This window comes from Chryseobacterium pyrolae, assembly GCF_025153485.1.
GTDB lineage: Bacteria > Bacteroidota > Bacteroidia > Flavobacteriales > Weeksellaceae > Chryseobacterium > Chryseobacterium antibioticum.
The window spans coordinates 17,398-38,488 of record NZ_JANZQH010000012.1 but is presented as its reverse complement, the minus strand read 5'-3'; the positions used below and the strand labels follow the sequence as shown (position 1 = coordinate 38,488).

Sequence of the window (21,091 nt, the reverse complement as noted above, 5' to 3'; positions counted from 1 at the left end):
GTTTTTTCTAAATTTGAACCATAAAAATCCGCTTTTAAAAATGCAGAACTACTTAGACCTTTTACAGCATATTCTTGACAATGGAACAGATAAAACCGACAGAACGGGAACGGGAACCAGAAGTGTTTTCGGGTACCAGCTGAGGTATGATCTGTCAAAAGGTTTTCCTATGGTGACCACCAAAAAAGTACATTTGAAATCTATTATTTATGAACTGCTTTGGTTTTTGAAAGGCGATACCAATGTTAAATATTTGAATGACAATGGAGTAAGTATTTGGGATGAATGGGCAGACGAAAACGGCGATTTAGGTCCCGTTTACGGAGCGCAGTGGAGAAGCTGGCAGGGAGCTGATGGGAAAATTGTAGATCAGATCACAGAAGTGATTGATCAGATCAAGAAAAATCCTGATTCCAGAAGGCTGATCGTGTCTGCTTGGAATGCTGCCGAAATTCCTAATATGGCGCTTGCGCCTTGTCATGCACTATTCCAGTTTTATGTAGCAGATGGAAAATTGTCACTGCAATTGTACCAAAGAAGCGCTGATGTATTTCTGGGAGTACCCTTCAATATTGCAAGTTATGCGCTATTACTCATGATGGTAGCACAGGTATGCGATCTGGAAGTTGGAGATTATGTCCACAGTTTCGGGGATGTTCATATTTACAACAACCATTTTGAGCAGGTGAACAGACAGCTTTCCAGAGAAACAAGACCGCTTCCGGTGATGAAACTGAATCCTGAAATTAAAGATATTTTCGATTTTACCTTTGAAGATTTTACCCTTGAAAATTATGATCCGCATCCGGGAATTAAGGCTCCTGTAGCGATTTAATGAAAGTTTCGGCAATTCTTTGTGCCATTTTTATCATTTCTCTTTCCAGCTGTAATAAAAAGGAAGAGAAGCTCCCGGTCATGTCAGACCTGTTGATTGATGATTTTGATTTTACGAAAGATGTTGGTTTCAGGGTATACCTGGAAAATAACGGAATCACTTCCGAAGATTAAAACTAATATTCCCATAAGACTTTATGTAACAGAATCCCTTATTTTACTACTGATTGTAAAATGAACGGTATGATTCTTAAAAAACTGCTTTTCGTCGCAACGACAAGTGTTTCCTGCATGATGTTTTCTCAAAATGAAAACAGACAGAAATTAATGGATTATCTTGATTCACTCTCTGTTCATCATAAGGTAATGGGAAGCTTTGCTTTCGCTGCAAAGGATCAGCCCAGTTTCCTGAAGGTAACAGGATTTTCCGATGTTGCAAAACAGCAGAAAGCCAATATGAATACCCAGTACCGTATAGGCTCTATTTCCAAAACATTTACAGCAGTACTTGTGATGAAGGCTGTTGAAGAGAAGAAAATTTCCCTCGATACGAAACTTTCCATGTATTATCCAGAAATAGAAAATGCAAATAAGATAACCATCGGAAATCTTTTACAACATAGAAGTGGAATTCATAATCTGACTAATGAAGAAGAATACTGGAGCTATAATACAAAACCACAGACAGAACAATCTTTGCTGTCGATCATCAAAAAATATAAAAGTGATTTTTCTCCGGAAATAAAATATGAATACAGCAATTCAAATTATATTCTTCTTGGTTTTATTTTAGAAAAGGTTTACAAAAAAAGCTATGCACAGCTAATTAAGGAAAAAATTGCGGAGCCTTTAAAATTAACGCTGACCGAAGTGGGTGGAAAAATTGATCCTTCCAAAAATCAGGCGCTTTCCTATCAATATTCCAACGGAAATTATCAACTTTCACAGGAAACGGATATGAGTATTCCGATTGGTGCAGGGGATATTATTTCTACCCCTACCGAACTTTTGAAGTTTATCATTGCTCTCGAAAATGGAAAATTAGTCAATAAAAACAGCCTTGCACAGATGAAAGGTTTTAAAGATAACTATGGCTACGGAATTGCAAAGGTACCTTTTGAAAAATATTCCGGGTACGGGCATACGGGAGGAATCGATAACTTCCGTTCAGTACTGTATTATTTTCCGGAACTGAAAATAGCAGTTAGCGCTGTGACCAACCAGTCGGATTACGATAATAATGATATTTCCATCAAAATGATCCAGACAGCCCTTGGTAAAGACTTTAAAATGCCTAATTTTAAAGAAAATTCTGTTTCAGAAGAACTTCTGAAGAAATATGAAGGATTGTATAAAGCAGAAGGCTTTCCGTTGGATATCAAAATATTTTTGGAGGGCAAAAAACTGATGGGACAGGCTACGGGACAGGGTGCATTTCCACTGGAAGCAGTCTCTGAAAACGAATTTAAGTTTGAAACCGCAGGCATCACAATGAAATTCAATACGGAAAAAGGAACAATGGATTTCTCGCAGGGTGCCAATAATTTCGCCTTTAAGAAACAATAAAATGAAATATTTAAAAATCAATACAGAGCAAAACGCAGACCTTGAAGCACTTCAAAATGCAGTTCTTCAGTTAAAAGGAGTTGCCTCAGTTGAAATCGTTGATGATGAAAATCCGGAAAGCGAACTTAAAAAAGCTTTTGCCAAAACCAAAGAACAGCTCAAAAAGGGTGATTACGAAACTTTGGTGAACGATATCTTTGATATAATAACAAAAAATAATTCTAAAAAATAATAAAGTAACAGATGAAAAAGGCGATTTTATCGATTGCTATACTGGGGATTTTCTTTTCCGCAAACGTATCAGCACAGACCGAAACTTCAGGAAGAGAAAAAGCTTACAGAGCCACACATACCAAAGTAACGGAACTTAAACATACCAAACTTAAGGTCAATTTCGATTATCAGAAAGAACAGATGGGCGGAGAAGAATGGCTGACGGCCTCTCCCTATTTCTATCCAACCAATGAGTTGACGCTTGATGCAAAAGGAATGCTCATTCATGAAGTCGCTCTTGATAACAACGGGAAAAAATCACCTCTGAAATATGAATACAAAGATGAAATCCTAAAGATCAGTCTGGATAAAACCTATCAGAAAAATCAGGAATACACCGTATACATCAAGTATACCGCACGTCCTAATGAGGTAAAACAAAAAGGAAGCATGGCCATCAATGATGCCAAAGGACTTTATTTCGTCAATGCACAGGGACAGGACCCCAATATGCCAACACAGATCTGGACACAGGGAGAGACAGAATCTTCTTCTGCGTGGTTCCCAACTATCGATAAACCCAATCAAAAGACTACCCAGGAAATCTATATGACGGTTCCTGATAAATATGTGACCCTTTCCAACGGGATTTTAAAAGATTCCCAGAAGGAAGGAAGCTTAAGAACCGACCACTGGGTAATGGATAAAAGACATGCGACTTATCTGTTCTTTATGGGCGTGGGAGAATATGCTATTGTGAAAGACAAATGGAAAAATATTCCGGTAGATTATTACATCGAGAAAGAATATGAACCTTACGCAAAACAGATCTACGGAAATACACCGGAAATGATCGAGTTTTTCTCAAAGAAAATGGGCTATGATTATCCGTGGGCAAAATACGCACAGATCTCAGGAAGAGATTATGTGAGCGGTGCCATGGAAAATACCACAGCCACTCTTCATGGAAGTGATATTCTTCAAAAACCGGGACAGCTTATCGATGAGAACAAATGGGAAGATACCATTGCTCATGAATTATTCCACCACTGGTTTGGAGACCTTGTAACCGCGGAAAGCTGGAGCAACCTTACCGTGAATGAATCTTTTGCCAATTATTCCGAATACCTTTGGAACGAATATAAATATGGAAAAGACCAGGCAGACTACCACCAGATGTCTGATGTGAATATGTACATCCACAACCCATCCGATTTCAAGAAAAATCTCGTGAGATTCAATTACGATTCCCGCGAAGATGTTTTTGACCTTGTGACCTATCAGAAAGGGGGAGGTATCCTTCACATGCTCAGAAATTATCTGGGAGATGATGCTTTCTTTGCCGGAATGAATGATTACCTGAAAACCAATGAATACCAGAATGCAGAAGCTCATCAGTTGAGATTATCTTTTGAAAAAGTTTCAGGAAAAGACCTGAACTGGTTCTTCAATCAATGGTATTTCGGAAGCGGAAATCCAAAGCTGAATTATTCATTTACTTTCGAACCCGTGAAAAAGCAGGTGGCTTTAACCATCAATCAAACTCAGGAGCAGCCGTTTGAATTTCCTTTGGCAATTGATGTATACGACAACGGAAAGCCGAAAAGATACAATGTGTGGGTGAATGCAGAAGCGAAAAATACATTCAATTTTGATGTTTCTAAAAACCCTGATTTGATCAATATCAATGCAGATGGAATTTTACTGGCGGATATTACCGATACAAAAACTCCGGAGCAAAACCTGATGCAGTTTACCAATTCTAAAGAATTTAAAAGCAGATACAAAGCTTTAACAGCCATAAAAGATCAGGTAGGAAAAAATCCCGCTGCAACAAAATTATTAGCTGCAGCCCTGAAAGATCCGTACTTCAGAACACGAATCAAGGCTCTTCAGTTAATGGACCTTTCAAATCCTGAACAAATGAAAGTTTTAGGCGCTGATGTTGAAAAGCTGGCATCTAACGATCCGAAAACGTTGGCTCAGGCTGCTGCCATTACCGCATTGGCTAAAACTAAGGACAAGAAATACCTTCCTATGTTTGAAAAAGGAGTGAATGCTGTTTCCAATGCTGTAAAAGGGACTTCATTAAATGCTGTTTTAACAGTAGATCCATCAAAGGCTAATGCATTGGCAGATAAAATTGATCTGGAAGGTGCTTCAGAGGAATTGCTGAGCCAGCTTCTTCCAGTTATTGTAAAGAATAAAGTGACTTCGCAGATGTCTAATATAACCCCGCTTGTTGCATTTTATCCCTTCATTAAATTCCAGAATCCAGAATTAGGAAAGTCTGCAGAAGAGGGTTATAACTGGATCATGAGCTCTGATAATCTGAAAGCGACGGAAAATATTACAAAAATAATCAGCCATGCAAAAGGAGAAATGGGAGATAATCCTCAGGTAAAAATGATGATTTCCCAGATGCTGAAAGACGGTTTAAGTAAGAAAATGGAGCTCCTGAAACAAAATCCTCAGAATGCAGCCAGTCTCAACAAACAGATTGATGCCATCAACAAAGCCATTGAAGATTTTAAATAAATTATTTTTATACTATATACGAAAAACGCACTTTTAAAGTGCGTTTTTTATTTTTTAATTATTTCTTACAGATAATGATGGTTTCCTGATCGGAAAAACCAGCGTAATGGTCCTTCTCACAAACTTTGATTTCCGTTTGGAATCCAGCGTTTTTCAGTCGCTCTGCCAATCCCTCTACAGAATAGATTCGTACATGATCTTCCTGGCCAAAATGTTTCAGACGTTCTTCAGAAGTCCTGATTTCAAAGTTTTCATAGATATCTCCGGTTTTAAAAGGAGTTTGAATTAAAGCAGTTCCGCCTGTTTTCAAGACCCTGTACAATTCATTCATGGCTGCTGTGTCATTTTCAATATGTTCAAGAATATGATAGCATAGAATAAGATCAAACCTCTCAGATTCCGAATCTATTTTTGTGATGTCAAAGTGATAATCCGCTAAAAATTCATCTTCATAATCCGTTGGAAAATAATGGATGTCTTTCCTGTTTTTCAATGCTCTGAAAATAGCTCTGGAAGGGGAGAAATCCAAAACCGAAATGCCGGCTTTCAAATATTTTTCATTCAGAATTGTATACAGTCTCCGGGATCTGGGTAAGCTGCCACAAACTGGACAAAGCAAATTCCCGTTTTCCAGCTTTATAAAATATTTAAGTCTGGAATGGCAGATCGTACATTCGTGATCACTTCCTTTGTAAAACGGATAAAGAGCTTTTCTGAAAAACATTTCGTTTTCAAAAAGAAACTTTTGCGGAAGAATTTTTCTGATGATATTTTTAGCTGTAGAATACATGAGTGTTTGCAATTTAATAATACTAATCGAAAAATGAAGGCTCGTGGCTGATAATTTTTTAAATTCGTATTTTATAATTTTAGTGTATGACTTTTGGAATTGAGGCTACAGGCTATTATGTGCCGTCTTTGTACTTAGAAATAAAAGATCTGGCGGAGATTGTCGGGACTAAAAACATAAGCAGGATAACAATCTCAAAAAAGATACTTATCCTGTTTTTTTATTTCCAAAAACCATTATTTGTTACCCACGTTTTAAAAAGCTCTGGCCAGGTAGCTGTTGGGGTGCCTTTCTTTCCTAATCCCCATCCGTGACCATCGGTTTGGAAAAGATGCATTTCTGCACGAACATTCACTTGTTTTAAAGCCGAGTAGAGTAGTTCACTATTGTCAACAGGAGAAATAGGATCGTCCATTGCCTGTGCTAAAAAAGTGACGGGCATACTGGAATTTACCTGTTTTTCTACTGAAAATGCAGCTTCTTCCGAAAGAGAGGGATATTCTCCAAGAATACTTTTTCTCGAATGGGTATTGTCATTGGGAGGAAGCATAGAAATAACGGGATAGATTAATCCCGCAAAATCCGGTCTTGCGGATAAAGAATCGATTTCATCAACAGGTTTGTAGAATTTTTTATTGTGTTGTGCTGCTGTAAAACCTGCCAGATGTCCTCCAGCAGAAAAACCGAGTATTCCTATTTTGTTGACATCGATATTATATTTGTTGGCAAGGCTTCGGATGAGGCGCATAGCCCTTTGAGCGTCTTCAAAAGGAACATTATTGTTTTTCCAGTTTTCTGAAGGAAGTCTGTAAATGAGTTCGAAAGCAGTGACTCCTTCCGATTGAAACCAATTGGCAGCAGGTGTACTTTCTTTACCCAGTTCAATATGGGCATAACCACCACCGCTAATCACTAAAATAGCAGTTCCGTTTGGATGGGAAGGTTGATGAACGATCAGTCGTGGTTTTGAAATGTTTGTAGCAGAGCCTTTAGCTGTTATTCTTTCTGCTCCTTGTGGGCCGGGCCCATCAGGTATTGTATGAGTCCACAAAGGGATTTGTTCTAAAGATGATGAAATCTGAAACTTCTTTTCCTGAGTTTGAGCTTCATATTGACTGGCCATAAAAAGTACGATGATAAGGGTAATAAGCGTTCTCATAGGTGTCTTTTAAAATGAAATTAAAGGAACTCGCTCATTACACCAGGCATTATATGAACTAAAGATTATTCTAAGAAAAGCGAATTGGTCTGGTAACTTTTTGGTGTAACGCCTACCAGCTGCTTAAATACCCTCGTAAAATAATTGGTATCTGAAAAACCTGTTTGATAAGCTGTTTCCTTAATGCTGTTCTGGCCCGCCAATAATTCCTTGGCTCTGTTAATTCTTTCCTGCAGAATAAAATCATTGGGAGAAGTTCCCAGCTCATCTTTAAACATTTTAAAGAAATTCGACTTGCTTACATAAGCCAGTTTGGCGATGCTTTCAATCGACAGCTTTTGGTGAAGGTTTTTTCTGATATAATCTACTGCGAATCCTATTCTTGACTTATTTTTAGCAATATTCTTTTCCACCATGCTTCTGGCTTGAGTCTGCATCAGTCTGATCAATAGCTCTTTCAGGGCAAAATCTGCCATGATATCCTTTTGGGAATTATCATCCATGGCAATTCTCATGATGTTGTTGGTAGCGGAGGCAAGTGACTTGTTGTTAAAAAGAAAAAACTCATCCAGCTGGATATTCCACTGTGAAGTTTCGTCCACTTTGGGAAGATTGTAGTTTAGATAATTAAGGGAATCCTCTATGAAATCAGGATTAAGGCTTAAAGAGATACATTGAGTGGGAGCCTCATCTGCCTCAGGAAAATCGATCACCATTGTTTCACCTGGTGCAACCAAAATACTTTCGCCCGGAAAATAATCAAAATAATTCGTTTTATTATCCAGTTTCATGTGCTTTTTGCCTCTCAGCATTGACGTAAAAGCAATATTTTCAAAGTGAAGTCTGACACCGAAAGCAGTTTTGTGGGTTTCATAAATATTAAATTCACAGTTGTTTAGACTGAATTTTGTCTGGTTCTCAACAAGGTTCAATAACTGGCTCTCCTTCTTTAATTCAGGAGTATCTAATAAAAATTTATTATTGTTATTCATTTCTAAACATTTTGTAAAACCCAATAACTCAAATATATAAATTTTAGACCTATGCTGTTGTTAATAAAAGTATAAAATTGAACATCTATACTATTTTCATGTTTTTTTGTACGATTGTGCTATTGCTTGTTCATTTGTAAATGTAACTTGGCATTACGAAAAAAATAAAATTACATTAATATGAGCACTATTACAGAATCGAAATCAGACACTGCTTTTCAGTGGCCTGAATTCAAAAACAAATATGATAATTATATTGGCGGTAAGTTTACCCCTCCGGTTAACGGACAATATTTCAATGTAGTTTCACCAGTTAACGGTAAAAATTTCACCCAGGTGGCACACTCATCCAAAGAAGATTTGGAACTGGCTGTCAATGCTGCAGAAAAAGCATTTCAAACCTGGAAAAATACATCATCTACAGAAAGAAGCATTATCCTGAACAAAATCGCAGATAGAATAGAGCAGAATCTTGAATATCTGGCTATTGTTGAAACCATCGACAACGGAAAAGCGGTTAGAGAAACTTTGGCTGCCGATTTACCACTGGCGATAGACCATTTCAGATATTTTGCCTCCGTGATCCGTGCAGACGAAGGTTCTCACAATGAACTGGATAAAGATACGGTATCCCTGATCGTTCACGAGCCGCTGGGAGTAATCGCACAAATCATCCCTTGGAATTTTCCAATATTGATGGCTGTATGGAAGCTGGCGCCGGCCTTAGCAGCAGGAAACTGTGTGGTGTTGAAACCCGCAGAAAGTACTCCGGTTTCCATTCTGGTTTTAATGGAAATCATCGGGGATCTGTTACCTGCAGGCGTGATTAATATTGTGAACGGTTTCGGAGCAGAATTAGGAAGAGCTTTGGTGACCAATCCAAAAGTAGCAAAAGCTGCCTTCACAGGTTCTACGGCCACAGGACGTCTTGTGATGCAATATGCGACAGAAAATATTATTCCTGTAACCCTGGAATTAGGTGGGAAATCTCCAAATGTTTTCTTCAGCTCAGTAATGGATGCAGATGATGAGTTCCTGGATAAAGCTATTGAAGGAGCGGTCCTTTTCGCCCTTAACCAGGGAGAAATCTGTACATGCCCTTCAAGACTGTTGGTTCAGGAAGATATTGCAGATGCATTCATTGCAAAAGTGATCGAAAGAGTAAAAGCCATTAAAGTAGGAAATCCGCTGGATAAAACCGTCATGATGGGTGCTCAGGCTTCCCAGATCCAGAAAGATAAAATTCTTTCTTACATTCAGTTAGGAAAAGAAGAAGGCGCTGAGGTTTTGGTAGGCGGAGAGGTAAACAATGTGGGAGAAAACCTGGAGGACGGGTTCTACATCCAGCCGACTATTTTCAAAGGAAATAACAGAATGAGAATCTTCCAGGAAGAGATCTTCGGGCCTGTACTGGCATTTACGACTTTCAAAGATGAAGAAGAAGGGATCAAAATCGCCAATGACACGATCTATGGGCTTGGTGCAGGTGTTTGGACAAGGGATGCACATCAATTGTATAACGTTCCGCGCCAGATTCAGGCAGGAAGAGTTTGGGTAAATCAGTACCATTCCTATCCGGCAGGAGCACCTTTCGGAGGGTATAAGCAGTCTGGAATCGGTAGAGAAAATCATAAAATGATGCTTGACCATTACCGTCAGACCAAAAATATGCTGATCTCCTACAACAAAAACAAATTAGGTTTCTTTTAATTTTTAAATATTAGGGCGTGCCCGTTTGCCCCGGCTCTGCCGGGGCAAAACGGTCGGGCTGTTCCAGAGCTTCACTTCGTTTCGGTGCTCCATTTCATTCCGCACCGGCTCGTTCCTCGCCGCTCTTCCTATCCCTCACGCGAGAAAAGAATTCCCTTATCTGAAAAATTTCAGGTGAGAAGGAAATCTATAATCATAAGGTTAAGTAAAATTTACAATCGGCTATTTACTTTTCTTTTTTATTTGTAAAATATTTTATGCGCAGAGCACAAAGGCTTGCGTTCTCCGCAATGAAGACGGTGTACAATTTTATCGCAGATAAAATCTTTGCGCCTTAAAACAACATGGAGATAGAAAAACTTTTGCGCCTTCGATAAAAAAATACACGAAGTGACAGATAGTAAAAGTTCATCAATTAAATCTTCGTACCTTAATAGAAGCAAACTTGACACTTCTGAGTTTTAAATAAAAAGTAAAAAATGGAAACCACCATATCCAGATTATCAGCAACAGAAAAAGCACTAGACGTTATTTATCAACTGGAAGATAAGTATGGGGCATTGATGTTTTATCAGGCAGGAGGATGTTGTGAAGGTACGCAACCACAATGTTTTGAAAAAGGAGGATTCTTTCCCAGAATGAATGATGCGATGATAGGAACTATTAATGACCATGAATTCTGGATAGACCGCGATTTGTTCGAATACTGGAAGTATTCTCACTTTACACTGGATGTTACGGATGGTTTCGGGCCGGGTGGTTTTTCTCTGGAAACTCCATTGGGCAAAACATTCAAAGTTCATTACAGACTCTTCACCAAAGAAGAATATGAAAACCTGGAGCCTGTGAAACGAAGCGAGTAAATCAACAAAATCACATTTATAATTTACACTGATTTTTTTTTTTTGATAAGAAAATTAAGCTCTCTTTCAAAATCGTACTTACCTCTTTTTATACTTGTTTTGAGAGTGAAATAGTGAGAAATTATAATAATTAAAGGTATCAATGATGAAAATATCAGTTCTTCATTTTCTTTAAGAACAGAATTGATATTTAAAATGATGATCAGAAAAAACAGAAATATGAAAGTAAGACTAATGATATGAATCTTTGAAGGAAACAATTCTATTTTGATCTGTTTTTTGCCATCCTGTTGGGAAAAGGTCCCTCTTATAACTGGAACTACAATATTGGAGTCGAAAAACCGACATCTCCTTTTTATCAGAAAATAGTCTTCATTAACTTCACCCCGGTATTCAAATCTTGTAGGAATTCCGTTATCAGGAACCAGTGAGATGAAGGTTGTATTTGTTTTATATGTGATTTTCTTCAAACTTTCTATAAATTCAGATTGATCCATCTCAATGTCAAAATTAAACCTATCATAGAGGCCTATACTTTTATAAAAAGAACTCATATTAAATTTCAAATTAATTGGTGAGATTCGCGAGATTCGTGGGAAACAGTAAGTCAGACCTTCACAAACCGGTTCACAAACATTGCCGCGACAATATCTCCCACAGCATTCAGAACAGTCGCCAACGGATCCACAAGTGTTCCGATGATCATGACCGCCGGAATAGCTTCCTGTGGCAATTTATAGACAGAAATCATCAGCATTTCACCAATATATCCGCCATTTGGAATTCCGCCAGCGACAATACTTACAAAAACAGTGATTCCTAAAGCCAGCAATAAATTGGCCGGATCAAAAAAATCTTTTCCAATGATCAAAAAAGCGACATATATTTTAATAATGGAAGACATAGAAGATCCATTTTTATGCAAGGTGGTTCCGATGGGAATAACCAGGTTGGCAATTGAACTCGGAATACCAATTTTGGAAGCAGCCTGAAGATTAGCAGGCATTGTTGCAAAGCTACTGCAGGTACTCAAGGCTGTTAGGGTAGGGTAAACTGCATTTTTCCAGAAACTTTTGATTCCATTTTGTCCGTCTGCCATAAAAGCATACAGTGAAAAGAAGACAAAGAAATATACAATTCCTGCAATATAATAAAGTCCTAAAGGTTTAGCATAGAAACCAAAAAGCTGCGGTCCTAAGGTAGCCACCTGAAAGGCAAAATAGGCTCCAAGACCAATAGGCGCCAGTTTCATGATCAATAAAAGAAGTTCTTTCATCACTTCATATCCTGAAGCAATAAAAACCCTGAACGGCTGTCCTTTTTCTCCGGCCTTCCGGGCTGCAAACCCAGTCATAAAGGCGAAAATAAGAAGTGCCAGCATATTTTGTCTTGAAAAAAGTTGGGTAAATTCTCCAACCGTAAAAAAACTGACAATCCTGTTCCCCCAGCTGTCTTCGCTGGTCGCCTCTGAAATCATTTCAGAACTGCCGGAAACTCCCGAAACTGGAAATATATAAACCGCACAGATCGTAAAAACCGCTGCTGTCAGAATAAAGAACAGAAAAGTAAAAGACATCACTAAAATGATTTTCCCAAACTTAGACCCTTGTTCCAGAGAGGCAATAGAGTTGGAAACAGCAAAAAATACCAATGGAACTACACTCACAAAAAGAAGGTTCAGGAAGATATCTCCTAAGGGCTTAATATAGTCTACAATACCGGGAGCAGTAACTCCTATAATGCTTCCTACAGCAATTCCTAATAGTAAAAGTATAATTCCCGAGTAGTTTTTCAGTACCTCTTTCATTCAACGCTTTTTATCAAAGATAGGCTTATTTTTAACATTCTCTTATATAATTTACAGGCGCAAATTTCATAAATTTGAGTAAATATCGATTCTATGGCTTATATAGATTACTATAAAATTTTAGGCGTAGATAAAAGCGCAACACAGGATGACATCAAAAAGGCCTACCGGAAACAGGCCAGAAAATTACATCCTGATCTTAATCCCGATGACAAAGAAGCGGAGCGAAAATTCAAAGAGCTGAATGAAGCCAATGAAGTGCTCAGTAATCCCGAAAATCGTTCTAAGTATGACAAATACGGAGAGAACTGGAAACATGGTGAAGAGTACGAAAAAGCGCAGCAACAGCAAAGGCAATATCAGCAACAGAACTATGGCGGCGGTGGATTTTCCGGTGCTGACTTCGGGGAAGGTGAAGATTTTTCAGATTTTTTCCAGAGTATGTTTGGCGGTACGGGCGGTGGTGGCTTTGGGAAAAATTCAAGAGGAAGTTCTTCAGGAAAGTTCAAAGGGCAGGATGTCCATGCTGAATTGAATTTAAACTTAAAAGACGCTGCACAAACCCATCCGCAGACTTTCGAAATCAATGGTAAGAAAGTGAGAATTACTATTCCTGCTGGTGTGTACGACGGGCAGCAGATCAAACTGAAAGGACACGGAAGTCCTGGTTTTAACGGAGGACCAAACGGAGATCTGTACATCACATTCAATATTCCGGTTGATCCCGATTTTGAAAGAGTTGGGGATGATCTTAAAACCAAAGTTTCGATCGACCTCTATACAGCTCTTTTGGGAGGTGATGTAAAAGTAAATACACTCGACGGAAATGTGAACCTTAAAGTGAAACCCGAAACTCAGAACGGAACTACGGTAAGACTGAAAGGAAAAGGCTTTCCAGTGTATAAAAAAGAAGGACAGTCAGGCGATCTTTTTGTCACTTATGAGGTGAAATTGCCTACAGATCTTACAGACAAGCAGAAAGAACTTTTTGAACAACTTAAAAATTCCTAAGCCATGAGTGAAAGAATATCGCGAGAAGAACTCGTAAAAATTTACAATATTGAGATCACTTTTTTTGATGAATTGGTAGATGGTGGTTTACTGACTGTAGAAACTGAGAATGAAATTCGCTATTTATTGTATGACGACCTGCCTGTTTTTGAAAGGTTTACCAATTGGCATTACGATCTGGAAATCAATCTTCCCGGTTTGGAAGTGATCAATGATATGCTTAGGAAAATGGAGGATCTAAAACAGAAAAATCGTGATCTGATGAATAAACTTTCTGCAATAAGTGATCAATATGAAGATATTTGATTTAGTTTTGTAACCTTTAAAAACAAACTAAATATTTCATAGAAAATGAATGGAGATAAGGTCATCAAATTAAATGTAAACAGAAAAGATTTTGAAGAAATTTATTTCAGTGGCAACCAGGGGAGCTTGTTTTTTTCGCAGACTACCAAAGGCAAGACCGTTACTACTATTGTGGTAGGGCTAATTATGTTGATTTTATTTTTTTTCAAAGATGATTTAAGCAAAGAAAAGTTTGGGATTCTATATTTTGTGAGCTTTTTGTTTCTGCTTTGTACAGTCTATCTTTCTTTAAGCATCAACAAAGTTTCCCGATGGAAAAAAGAGGTTAACAGGTATTTGAAATCATTGGAAGACTCTGAAATCTATGAGATTAGGTTTAACAGTGACATTTTTAATGTTAATCTTAATCATCAGGAAGAATTGAGTAAGTGGGAAGATTTTAAGGATTTTGATGTCAATGATGGATTTATTTCTTTAGAGGGGAAATTCAACTATATGTTCCCGAAAAAATCCATGAGTAAAGCAGACTACGAAATTCTCAAGCAGGCATTAAAGAAAAATATCAAACAATAAAAAAATCAGAGCAAAACGGCTCTGATTTTTCATTTATATAAAAAGGTTATTTGACCTTCTCAATTTTTGGTTAATCTAACCAACCCATTTCCTTCATCCACTCGTCGTTGTAGATCTTTCCTACATATCTTGAACCATGGTCATGAAGAAGTACCACAATCACATCATCTTTTGTGAACTGGTCTTTCATCTGGATCAGAGAAGCAATAGCACTTCCGGCAGAATATCCGCAGAAAATTCCTTCTTCTTTAGCCAGTTTTCTGGCGTAGATGGCACCGTCTTTATCGGTTACCTTTTCAAAATGATCGATTACTGACATATCATAGTTCTCAGGAATAATATCTTCCCCGATTCCTTCTGTAATGTACGTATACGCATGATCGTAATGAAGTTCACCTGTCTCATGGAATTCCTTCAAAATAGAACCGTAGGTATCAACGCCGATTACTTTAATATTTGGATTTCTCTCCTTGAAGAAGGTTCCACAACCTGTAACAGTACCTCCTGTTCCGGCACCTGCCACAAAATGCGTCAGCTTTCCGTCTGTCTGGTCCCAGATCTCAGGTGCTGTAGACTCGTAATGAGCTGTTCTGTTGGATAGGTTGTCATATTGGTTCACATACCATCCGTTTTCTGTTTCCTTAGCCAGTCTCTTAGAAACTGAATAATAAGAACGCGGATCCGTAGGCTTCACGTCAGTAGGGCAAACAATAACTTCTGCTCCTACAGCACGAAGAATGTCACATTTTTCCTTAGATTGTTTGGAATTGGTTACAAAAATACATTTGTAGCCTTTGATGATGGCCGCAAGAGCCAGCCCCATTCCTGTATTTCCGGAAGTTCCTTCGATGATGGTTCCTCCAGGTTTTAATCTACCGTCTTTTTCGGCATCTTCTATCATTTTAAGAGCCATTCTGTCCTTTACAGAATTTCCAGGATTGAATGTCTCTACTTTTGCTAAAACTAATGCAGGAAAGTCTTCTCCTAATACTTTGTTAAGTTTTACAAGAGGCGTATTCCCTATCGTTTCAAGAATATTTTTTGCGTATTTCATAAATGGTTTATAAGCGGTGCAAAGATAATGCTTTAAAAATTAGCTGCGTAATTTAAAGATTATGATTTATAAATGGGAAAAGTAAATCGTCAATAGTGAATTTTTTAATTACAGCCGTTGAATTGGATTTGTAGTCTCTCGTTCATTATTGATTTTTCAAGTGAATTGAAAATTTTCACACTAAAATTGAATTGGTCATTGTTTTTGTAATTGACCATTCACATTTCACTTAATTATACTTAATCGCCTTCACTGGAGAGATCTTACTAATCAGGTAGCTCGGAATGATCAGAGCCAGTCCGGAAATAATAAGAATTCCTACTGAAATGGATATGATGGCTATCGGATTAAGATCCACCGGAACTGTACTTACATAATAGTTTTCTGGATTAAGCTTAATAATACCGAAGAATTTTTGCAGCAAAATAAGGCCAAGACCAATTGCATTTCCATACAGGAGTCCCGGAATCATGATGATCAAAGTATAATTGATGAAAGTAGCTCTTATTTGAGAGTTACTTGCTCCCAGCGTTTTTAGAAGTCCGATAGAATTGGTTCTTTCAATGATCAAAATAAGAAGAACCATAATAATATTGATGACAACTACAATCAGCATGATGATGATGATCAGCGCAATATTCGTGTCAAAAATACTGATCCAGTCATTGATTTGTGGGAATTTTTCCGTTGCTTTTTCAGCATAATTTTTGTAGCCGATCAGTTTTTCAATTTCCGGAAAATCTTTGTCGATGTCATTGACATTTTTAAAAAAAATATCGATGCCACCTATTTCGTCCGGTTTCATTTCCTGAATCTTTCTTACATGATTGATTCCGCCGATAACGAACTGCTCATCAATCATTTTAATATCGGTTTTATAAATTCCTATGATTCTGAATTTACGGTATATCGGTTTCTGGTCTGCTTTGGAAAATATAGTGACGATGCTGTCGTTGACCTTAAGATGGAGATCATTAGCTATTTTTTGAGAAACAGTCACGTCATTGTTAAAACCTTTCTCTGTTACTTTTGGAGTGGTTCCTGCAACAAGGAATTTTTTGAATCTCAGACTGTCAAAATCTTTTCCGATTCCTTTAAATATAATTCCCGAAAAATTATGCTCATTACGCATAATTCCGGTTACCGTCGCATATTTCTGTACACTTTCTACATCCGGAAGTTCCCTGATCTTTTGAATGTTCAGGCCCTGATTGTCAAGAACGGAAGTATTGTAAGAGGAATTGGATCTTGTAGACCGTAGGGTAATGTGCCCGCTGAAATCTGCCAGTCTCTCCTTGATGGCTTTCTTTGAACCGAAGCCCGTAGATACTGTAATCAAAGAAACAATGATCCCCAAAGCAACAGAAAGCCTGCCGATGAAGATGATAACTCTTGAAAGGTTATTTTTGTTATCTTTGGAAAACGCTATTTTTCTAGAGAAATATAAAGGAAATTTCAAGCTTATGAATTTAGATTTCAAAATTAAAAATTTACTTCTTATTTGCCTAATTTTTTTAGGTGTATTCAATCAATATTATTCTCAGGGCCATATTCAACCGGATTTAAAAACCGGTGCGGACCAGTCTGAACTTTATCTGCCTTTGCTGAAAAATAAAACAATCGGTGTGGTGACGAACCAAACCGGGCTGATGAGTGATAAAAGCTATGTGGTAGATTTTTTGGTAAAAAACAACATTAAGATCAAGGCGATCTTTGCTCCTGAACATGGTTTCAGAGGAGATGCTGATGCTGGTGAAAAAGTTAAAAACGGAGTAGATACGAAAACAGGTATCCCGATTATATCCTTATACGGAAACAATAAAAAACCAAAACCGGAACAGTTAAAAGGAATTGATATCGTTGTTTTTGATATTCAGGATGTAGGGGTAAGGTTCTATACCTATATTTCAACTTTAGCTTATTTAATGGAGGCCGGAGCGGAAAATAATGTAGAAATAATGGTGCTGGATCGCCCGAATCCGCATGATGGTTATACAGACGGACCGGTTTTAAAAAAGAAATGGTCAAGTTTTGTGGGAATGCATGAAGTTCCCGTAGTCTATGGTTTAACGATAGGAGAGTATGGTAAAATGGTTAACGGTGAAAAGTGGCTTAAAAACGGAGTTCAGGCAAAATATACCCTGATCCCTATGAAAAATTACCACAAAAAGCAGCGTTATCCAATTCTAGATAAACCTTCACCGAATCTACCCAACGATAAATCAATCAATCTATATCCAAGTTTATGTTTTTTTGAAGGAACACAGGTTTCAGTGGGAAGAGGGACAAGTCTTCCTTTTCAGACCTATGGTTCCCCATGGACAGAAACACTTCCGTATCAATTTACACCCAAACCCAATTTTGGGGCAAAGGATCCATTTTTGAATGGAAAATTATGTTATGGTGAAAATCTTTCAGCTTATTCAAAAGATTTAAGAGAACTCAATCTGGAATGGCTGATTAAGTCTTATAAAAGCTATAAGAACCCACAACAGAATTTCTTTCTGGAGAATTTATTTTTTGATAAACTGGCCGGAACTGATGAATTTAGGAAACAAATCATCGCCGGAAAATCAATTCAGGAAATCAAAGCTTCATGGAAAAATGATCTGGAGAAATTTGAAAAGATCCGCAGTAAATATGTTATTTACGAAAACTGATTTTTAAGTCAATGATCAATTTGGCTTCGCCAGTCAATCGTGAGTGAATCTATCTGTCATAAAATTCACTGACGAAGTCAAATTCACAATTGATTTTTTTTTTATCAATCAAAATTTTGCGGAGGATTCTTATCGTTTTTGCCTTTATTAAGGATAAAAAGTCCCAGTGATAATCCTATTACTCCGGCGAAAGCCGTCATTAATGCTCTCTCCAGTTTATCGGGCAGATCATTTCCTATATAATTCATTAAGAAAAGGATCACAAATGTGATCACTGAAATGATAATATGGTTTCTTCCGAGCAGTTTCATAGAGTTATTTTAATTTATAAGAGATCATGACACCTCCTCTATAAGGAAGAATTTCTCCGCTTTTATTAAATTTCTGAGCTACATCATATCGCTGGCCTGTAGTTCTGTCGTATCCTTTGTAAAAATCTGAAGATGAACCAACTGTTGCGTACACATCAACATTCCAACGATCGGATACTTTGAACTGATATCCTCCTGTAATACCAATCATAAAAGAATACCCTTTTTGGTATAAATTAGATTTAAGGAAGACCTCGTTTCGGTCATTTATATAAGGTACTTCCTTCCAATAATTCCATTTCTGCAGGACAAATGATGAGACACCAACGTTTGCTCCTACATACCAATGACTGAATGCTTCATTAAAGTAATATCTGCCTTCAAGGGAAAGAGAGTAGTATTGCAGTTCATGTCCGGAAAAAGATTTCCATGGAGATACCAGAACGTCGCCTTGCATAGTAATCTTCTTGCTCAGTTGTTTTTCCATGCCAATATTGATGATTCCAATTGGGGCAAGAAGCGCGTTTCCTTTAATGTACAGACTTTTTTCCTGTTCTTGTTCCTGAGCTGTAAGTGTTCCTATAGAAAGGAGCGCAATAGATGCGGTAAGAAATTTGTGTTTTAGCATTATTTTATTTGTTTCAGTAATTCTTCTGCGAGTTTGGAGTCTTTACCTGTCTGAACGGCCATATTTTTAGACATTTCAGCATAGTTTTGGGCCATTTCCTTGTTTCCTGTCAGGAAATAAAGCTTTGCAAGAATATAAGTGTTTTCCGGTGTTTCTCCACGCATTACGGATTTTTCAGCCCATTCTGAGGCTTTCTTCAGTGATGCAGGATTTTTAATGTGATCACTGAATACCCATGCTGCTCTAAGCAATTCATTGGGTTCAAATGCATCGGAATTCTTGTAATACTCTAATGCCGCTTTTTCAAATTCAGGGAAATTGGCATTCTGCTCGTAGTAACTGAGTTTCGTTTGGTTTAGTTTAGATTGAGCGAGTTGTTTTCCTACTAATGGCTCCGCCGTCTTCATGAAAAACTCCTCGTTGATTCTCTTATTTTTATCATCAATAGATTGTTCAACTATTTTTGACAGTTTAAGCTGATTATCAAATTCATTATAAGTTTCTTCAGGTAAATATTTGATGATTTCAACTTTTCTTGAAGTGAATGTTTTGTAATTGATATCTTCTGTAGATTTTACAAAGAATAAAAGAAGGCCTATTTCTTCTTTCGAAATTTCTTCGGTCTTCTTTTTGTTTTCAAAATATCTTTCAGAGGCTTTTTTAGCAAAATCATAATCTGATGAAGAGTTCAGTTTCATAATATTGATCAGGAATTCCGGATCTTTATCTCCTTTTGCAAAACGCTCTTTTAAAGAACCTTTTTTATTTCCAGGTGAATTAATATCCTGAGCCATGGTTACAAACATACTTTCCTCCATATAGCCGGTGTTTTGAGAAACAAGTTCACCTTCACCGTTCAGGAATAGGTACGTAGGATAGGAGCGGACCCCATATTTGGCTGCAATTTCTCTTCCTTCGCCTTTTTCCATATCGAATCTGGCATTCACGAAATTGGCATTGAAATAATCTCCGACAGATTTTTTCGTAAATACATTCTTTTCCATCATCTTGCACGGTCCACACCATGTCGTATAAGCATCGACGAAAACAAGTTTCTTTTCTTTCTTGGCCTTTGCTATAACGTCTTTGAATGGCAGTTCCTGAAATTGTATGGCTTCCTGAGCCAGGATAACAATAGAGCAGAAAACAAATACCCCAGAGATGATCTTCTTCATTTTCAAATTAGATTTGTAGGCGAAGATAGTTATTTTCCAAAAAATAGAAGACGAATTTATGCGGAGAGGCTCTATATTAACGAATTTTAAGATTACCTCATCCCGCTATAAATAAAATAAACAGGCCGAAACCTGTTTATTGCTTTAAAAATTGATTGTTTCTTAGGAAACAGTTTCCACAGCTTCTTTGATCAGTTCTGTGATTTCCTTCGGATGTGTGGCTAATGAAGCATGACTTGCATCCAAATGGATAATTTTCTTAGGATTCATTCTTTCTGCCATTTCTTTTTCCGTTGCCGGAGGGATCATTCTGTCATTATCCGAAACCTGATACCAACTTGGTTTTGTTTTCCATGCGGGTTCTCCAGCTTCAGCTGCAAAAATACTTCCGTGAATTGGTTTTTGAGATAAAGACATCACCACTGAATCTTCTGGATTCAGATCCTGGGCAAAACTTTCATGGAATTTGTCATACTTTATCCATAAAAATCCTTTTGAATCAGGAACAATATTGGCGCCACCAGCAGGTTGTTCCCTGCGTCCAAAGATGCTTCCTAAACTTTCTCCTTTATCCGGTGCAAAAGCGGCAATATACACTAGCCCTACTACTTTATCATGATTTCCGGCTCCTGAAATAACGGCACCTCCGTAAGAATGTCCTACCAACAGAACTTTTCCTTCCTGTAAGTCGATCAGATCTTTTGTTTTTTGAATATCCTCGTCCATAGAAGTCAAAGGATTTTGAACACTGCGTACTGTGTAGCCTTCGCTGTGAAGATTTTCAATAACATGTCTCCAGTGAGATCCGTCTCCCCAAGCTCCGTGAACTAAAATAATTGTTACATTTTTGTTTTCCATATTTTTATTCTTTACATTTTGTATCACAAATGTAGGAGTATGT

At 37.6% G+C, this 21,091-nt stretch carries 22 protein-coding genes; 11 read left to right on the top strand and 11 right to left on the bottom strand.

Annotated elements, in window-relative coordinates; genetic code table 11:
- Positions 1 to 40 precede the first annotated feature (40 nt).
- The 5 genes from NZD88_RS19455 (at position 41) to NZD88_RS19435 (ending at position 5,151) form a co-directional block, all read left to right on the top strand.
- Positions 41 to 835, top strand: a complete 795-nt coding sequence (locus tag NZD88_RS19455; protein WP_259831309.1) for a thymidylate synthase — start codon at positions 41 to 43, stop codon at positions 833 to 835.
- Positions 835 to 1,008 (top strand): hypothetical protein, encoded by a 174-nt coding sequence (locus tag NZD88_RS19450; protein ID WP_259831308.1) that lies wholly within the window; start codon positions 835 to 837, stop codon positions 1,006 to 1,008. The genes NZD88_RS19455 and NZD88_RS19450 overlap by 1 nt, the downstream gene beginning before the upstream one ends.
- Before the next feature lie 69 nt (positions 1,009 to 1,077).
- Positions 1,078 to 2,400, top strand: coding sequence for a serine hydrolase domain-containing protein (locus tag NZD88_RS19445; RefSeq protein ID WP_259831306.1), 1,323 nt, complete (start codon positions 1,078 to 1,080; stop codon positions 2,398 to 2,400).
- Position 2,401: 1 nt separating this feature from the next.
- The gene (locus NZD88_RS19440; protein WP_169236714.1) at positions 2,402 to 2,632 is read left to right on the top strand and encodes a hypothetical protein; all 231 of its coding nucleotides are present in this window, start codon (positions 2,402 to 2,404) and stop codon (positions 2,630 to 2,632) included.
- A gap of 11 nt (positions 2,633 to 2,643) precedes the next feature.
- Positions 2,644 to 5,151 carry a M1 family metallopeptidase gene (locus NZD88_RS19435; RefSeq protein ID WP_259831305.1) on the top strand — a complete coding sequence of 836 codons (2,508 nt, stop codon included), beginning with the start codon at positions 2,644 to 2,646 and terminating at the stop codon, positions 5,149 to 5,151.
- Between the two features lie 58 nt (positions 5,152 to 5,209).
- On the opposite strand, the gene NZD88_RS19430 is transcribed toward NZD88_RS19435, so the two are convergent.
- The 3 genes from NZD88_RS19430 to NZD88_RS19420 form a co-directional block, all read right to left on the bottom strand.
- Entirely contained in the window at positions 5,210 to 5,941 is a 732-nt protein-coding gene (locus tag NZD88_RS19430; protein WP_259831303.1) for a class I SAM-dependent methyltransferase, read from the bottom strand.
- 220 nt (positions 5,942 to 6,161) lie between these two features.
- Positions 6,162 to 7,100, bottom strand: coding sequence for an alpha/beta hydrolase (locus tag NZD88_RS19425; RefSeq protein WP_259831301.1), 939 nt, complete (start codon positions 7,098 to 7,100; stop codon positions 6,162 to 6,164).
- Positions 7,101 to 7,165: 65 nt separating this feature from the next.
- On the bottom strand, positions 7,166 to 8,092 hold the full coding sequence (locus NZD88_RS19420) for an AraC family transcriptional regulator (protein WP_259831299.1): 927 nt from the start codon (positions 8,090 to 8,092) through the stop codon (positions 7,166 to 7,168).
- A gap of 180 nt (positions 8,093 to 8,272) precedes the next feature.
- Here NZD88_RS19420 and NZD88_RS19415 point away from each other — a divergent pair, with 180 nt between their 5' ends.
- Together NZD88_RS19415 and NZD88_RS19410 are read left to right on the top strand one after the other, a co-directional pair.
- Positions 8,273 to 9,802 carry an aldehyde dehydrogenase family protein gene (locus NZD88_RS19415; protein WP_259831297.1) on the top strand — a complete coding sequence of 510 codons (1,530 nt, stop codon included), beginning with the start codon at positions 8,273 to 8,275 and terminating at the stop codon, positions 9,800 to 9,802.
- A 479-nt stretch (positions 9,803 to 10,281) separates the two neighbouring features.
- Positions 10,282 to 10,665 carry a DUF779 domain-containing protein gene (locus tag NZD88_RS19410; RefSeq protein ID WP_259831296.1) on the top strand — a complete coding sequence of 128 codons (384 nt, stop codon included), beginning with the start codon at positions 10,282 to 10,284 and terminating at the stop codon, positions 10,663 to 10,665.
- A gap of 23 nt (positions 10,666 to 10,688) precedes the next feature.
- Here the strand turns inward: NZD88_RS19410 and NZD88_RS19405 are convergent, their stop codons facing one another.
- Both NZD88_RS19405 and NZD88_RS19400 read right to left on the bottom strand, forming a co-directional pair.
- A complete protein-coding gene (locus tag NZD88_RS19405) occupies positions 10,689 to 11,219 on the bottom strand; it encodes a hypothetical protein (RefSeq protein ID WP_259831295.1) in 531 nt (176 codons plus the stop codon).
- A 53-nt stretch (positions 11,220 to 11,272) separates the two neighbouring features.
- Positions 11,273 to 12,472 (bottom strand): dicarboxylate/amino acid:cation symporter, encoded by a 1,200-nt coding sequence (locus NZD88_RS19400; protein ID WP_259831294.1) that lies wholly within the window; start codon positions 12,470 to 12,472, stop codon positions 11,273 to 11,275.
- 93 nt (positions 12,473 to 12,565) lie between these two features.
- On the opposite strand from NZD88_RS19400, the gene NZD88_RS19395 reads away from it, so the two are divergent.
- Genes NZD88_RS19395 through NZD88_RS19385 form a run of 3 tightly spaced genes read left to right on the top strand, consistent with a single transcriptional unit; the run spans position 12,566 to position 14,362 of the window.
- Positions 12,566 to 13,483, top strand: a complete 918-nt coding sequence (locus NZD88_RS19395) for a J domain-containing protein (protein ID WP_259831293.1) — start codon at positions 12,566 to 12,568, stop codon at positions 13,481 to 13,483.
- 3 nt (positions 13,484 to 13,486) lie between these two features.
- Positions 13,487 to 13,789, top strand: a complete 303-nt coding sequence (locus NZD88_RS19390; RefSeq protein ID WP_259831291.1) for a chaperone modulator CbpM — start codon at positions 13,487 to 13,489, stop codon at positions 13,787 to 13,789.
- A gap of 45 nt (positions 13,790 to 13,834) precedes the next feature.
- Positions 13,835 to 14,362, top strand: coding sequence for a hypothetical protein (locus tag NZD88_RS19385; RefSeq protein WP_259831289.1), 528 nt, complete (start codon positions 13,835 to 13,837; stop codon positions 14,360 to 14,362).
- Between the two features lie 70 nt (positions 14,363 to 14,432).
- On the opposite strand, the gene NZD88_RS19380 is transcribed toward NZD88_RS19385, so the two are convergent.
- Together NZD88_RS19380 and NZD88_RS19375 are read right to left on the bottom strand one after the other, a co-directional pair.
- Positions 14,433 to 15,416 (bottom strand): PLP-dependent cysteine synthase family protein, encoded by a 984-nt coding sequence (locus NZD88_RS19380; protein WP_259831287.1) that lies wholly within the window; start codon positions 15,414 to 15,416, stop codon positions 14,433 to 14,435.
- Positions 15,417 to 15,645: 229 nt separating this feature from the next.
- Positions 15,646 to 16,875 (bottom strand): ABC transporter permease, encoded by a 1,230-nt coding sequence (locus NZD88_RS19375; protein WP_259831285.1) that lies wholly within the window; start codon positions 16,873 to 16,875, stop codon positions 15,646 to 15,648.
- A 4-nt stretch (positions 16,876 to 16,879) separates the two neighbouring features.
- Between NZD88_RS19375 and NZD88_RS19370 the strand changes: the two genes are divergently transcribed.
- Positions 16,880 to 18,076 carry an exo-beta-N-acetylmuramidase NamZ family protein gene (locus NZD88_RS19370; RefSeq protein WP_259831283.1) on the top strand — a complete coding sequence of 399 codons (1,197 nt, stop codon included), beginning with the start codon at positions 16,880 to 16,882 and terminating at the stop codon, positions 18,074 to 18,076.
- 104 nt (positions 18,077 to 18,180) lie between these two features.
- Here NZD88_RS19370 and NZD88_RS19365 read toward each other — a convergent pair whose 3' ends face one another.
- From NZD88_RS19365 to NZD88_RS19350, 4 genes are all read right to left on the bottom strand, one after another.
- Positions 18,181 to 18,387 carry a hypothetical protein gene (locus tag NZD88_RS19365; RefSeq protein ID WP_259831281.1) on the bottom strand — a complete coding sequence of 69 codons (207 nt, stop codon included), beginning with the start codon at positions 18,385 to 18,387 and terminating at the stop codon, positions 18,181 to 18,183.
- 4 nt (positions 18,388 to 18,391) lie between these two features.
- Complete coding sequence (locus NZD88_RS19360; RefSeq protein ID WP_259831279.1) at positions 18,392 to 19,015, bottom strand: DUF3575 domain-containing protein; 624 nt, start codon at positions 19,013 to 19,015, stop codon at positions 18,392 to 18,394.
- Complete coding sequence (locus NZD88_RS19355) at positions 19,015 to 20,190, bottom strand: thioredoxin family protein (RefSeq protein WP_259831278.1); 1,176 nt, start codon at positions 20,188 to 20,190, stop codon at positions 19,015 to 19,017. The genes NZD88_RS19360 and NZD88_RS19355 overlap by 1 nt, the downstream gene beginning before the upstream one ends.
- A 162-nt stretch (positions 20,191 to 20,352) precedes the next feature.
- Entirely contained in the window at positions 20,353 to 21,048 is a 696-nt protein-coding gene (locus tag NZD88_RS19350; RefSeq protein WP_259831277.1) for an alpha/beta hydrolase, read from the bottom strand.
- Between the last annotated feature and the right edge of the window lie 43 nt (positions 21,049 to 21,091).

Bases quoted from the DNA above. Each gene is read 5' to 3' on its own strand.
- NZD88_RS19425 (WP_259831301.1), bottom strand. From the start codon at position 7,100: ATGAGAACGCTTATTACCCTTATCATCGTACTTTTTATGGCCAGTCAA.
- NZD88_RS19420 (WP_259831299.1), bottom strand. From the start codon at position 8,092: ATGAATAACAATAATAAATTTTTATTAGATACTCCTGAATTAAAGAAG.
- NZD88_RS19350 (WP_259831277.1), bottom strand. From the start codon at position 21,048: ATGGAAAACAAAAATGTAACAATTATTTTAGTTCACGGAGCTTGGGGA.
- NZD88_RS19355 (WP_259831278.1), bottom strand. From the start codon at position 20,190: ATGAAGAAGATCATCTCTGGGGTATTTGTTTTCTGCTCTATTGTTATC.
- NZD88_RS19400 (WP_259831294.1), bottom strand. From the start codon at position 12,472: ATGAAAGAGGTACTGAAAAACTACTCGGGAATTATACTTTTACTATTA.
- NZD88_RS19455 (WP_259831309.1), top strand. From the start codon at position 41: ATGCAGAACTACTTAGACCTTTTACAGCATATTCTTGACAATGGAACA.
- NZD88_RS19390 (WP_259831291.1), top strand. From the start codon at position 13,487: ATGAGTGAAAGAATATCGCGAGAAGAACTCGTAAAAATTTACAATATT.
- NZD88_RS19370 (WP_259831283.1), top strand. From the start codon at position 16,880: ATGAATTTAGATTTCAAAATTAAAAATTTACTTCTTATTTGCCTAATT.
- NZD88_RS19360 (WP_259831279.1), bottom strand. From the start codon at position 19,015: ATGCTAAAACACAAATTTCTTACCGCATCTATTGCGCTCCTTTCTATA.
- NZD88_RS19365 (WP_259831281.1), bottom strand. From the start codon at position 18,387: ATGAAACTGCTCGGAAGAAACCATATTATCATTTCAGTGATCACATTT.
- NZD88_RS19385 (WP_259831289.1), top strand. From the start codon at position 13,835: ATGAATGGAGATAAGGTCATCAAATTAAATGTAAACAGAAAAGATTTT.
- NZD88_RS19395 (WP_259831293.1), top strand. From the start codon at position 12,566: ATGGCTTATATAGATTACTATAAAATTTTAGGCGTAGATAAAAGCGCA.
- NZD88_RS19415 (WP_259831297.1), top strand. From the start codon at position 8,273: ATGAGCACTATTACAGAATCGAAATCAGACACTGCTTTTCAGTGGCCT.
- NZD88_RS19410 (WP_259831296.1), top strand. From the start codon at position 10,282: ATGGAAACCACCATATCCAGATTATCAGCAACAGAAAAAGCACTAGAC.
- NZD88_RS19405 (WP_259831295.1), bottom strand. From the start codon at position 11,219: ATGAGTTCTTTTTATAAAAGTATAGGCCTCTATGATAGGTTTAATTTT.
- NZD88_RS19445 (WP_259831306.1), top strand. From the start codon at position 1,078: ATGATTCTTAAAAAACTGCTTTTCGTCGCAACGACAAGTGTTTCCTGC.
- NZD88_RS19435 (WP_259831305.1), top strand. From the start codon at position 2,644: ATGAAAAAGGCGATTTTATCGATTGCTATACTGGGGATTTTCTTTTCC.
- NZD88_RS19440 (WP_169236714.1), top strand. From the start codon at position 2,402: ATGAAATATTTAAAAATCAATACAGAGCAAAACGCAGACCTTGAAGCA.
- NZD88_RS19430 (WP_259831303.1), bottom strand. From the start codon at position 5,941: ATGTATTCTACAGCTAAAAATATCATCAGAAAAATTCTTCCGCAAAAG.
- NZD88_RS19380 (WP_259831287.1), bottom strand. From the start codon at position 15,416: ATGAAATACGCAAAAAATATTCTTGAAACGATAGGGAATACGCCTCTT.
- NZD88_RS19450 (WP_259831308.1), top strand. From the start codon at position 835: ATGAAAGTTTCGGCAATTCTTTGTGCCATTTTTATCATTTCTCTTTCC.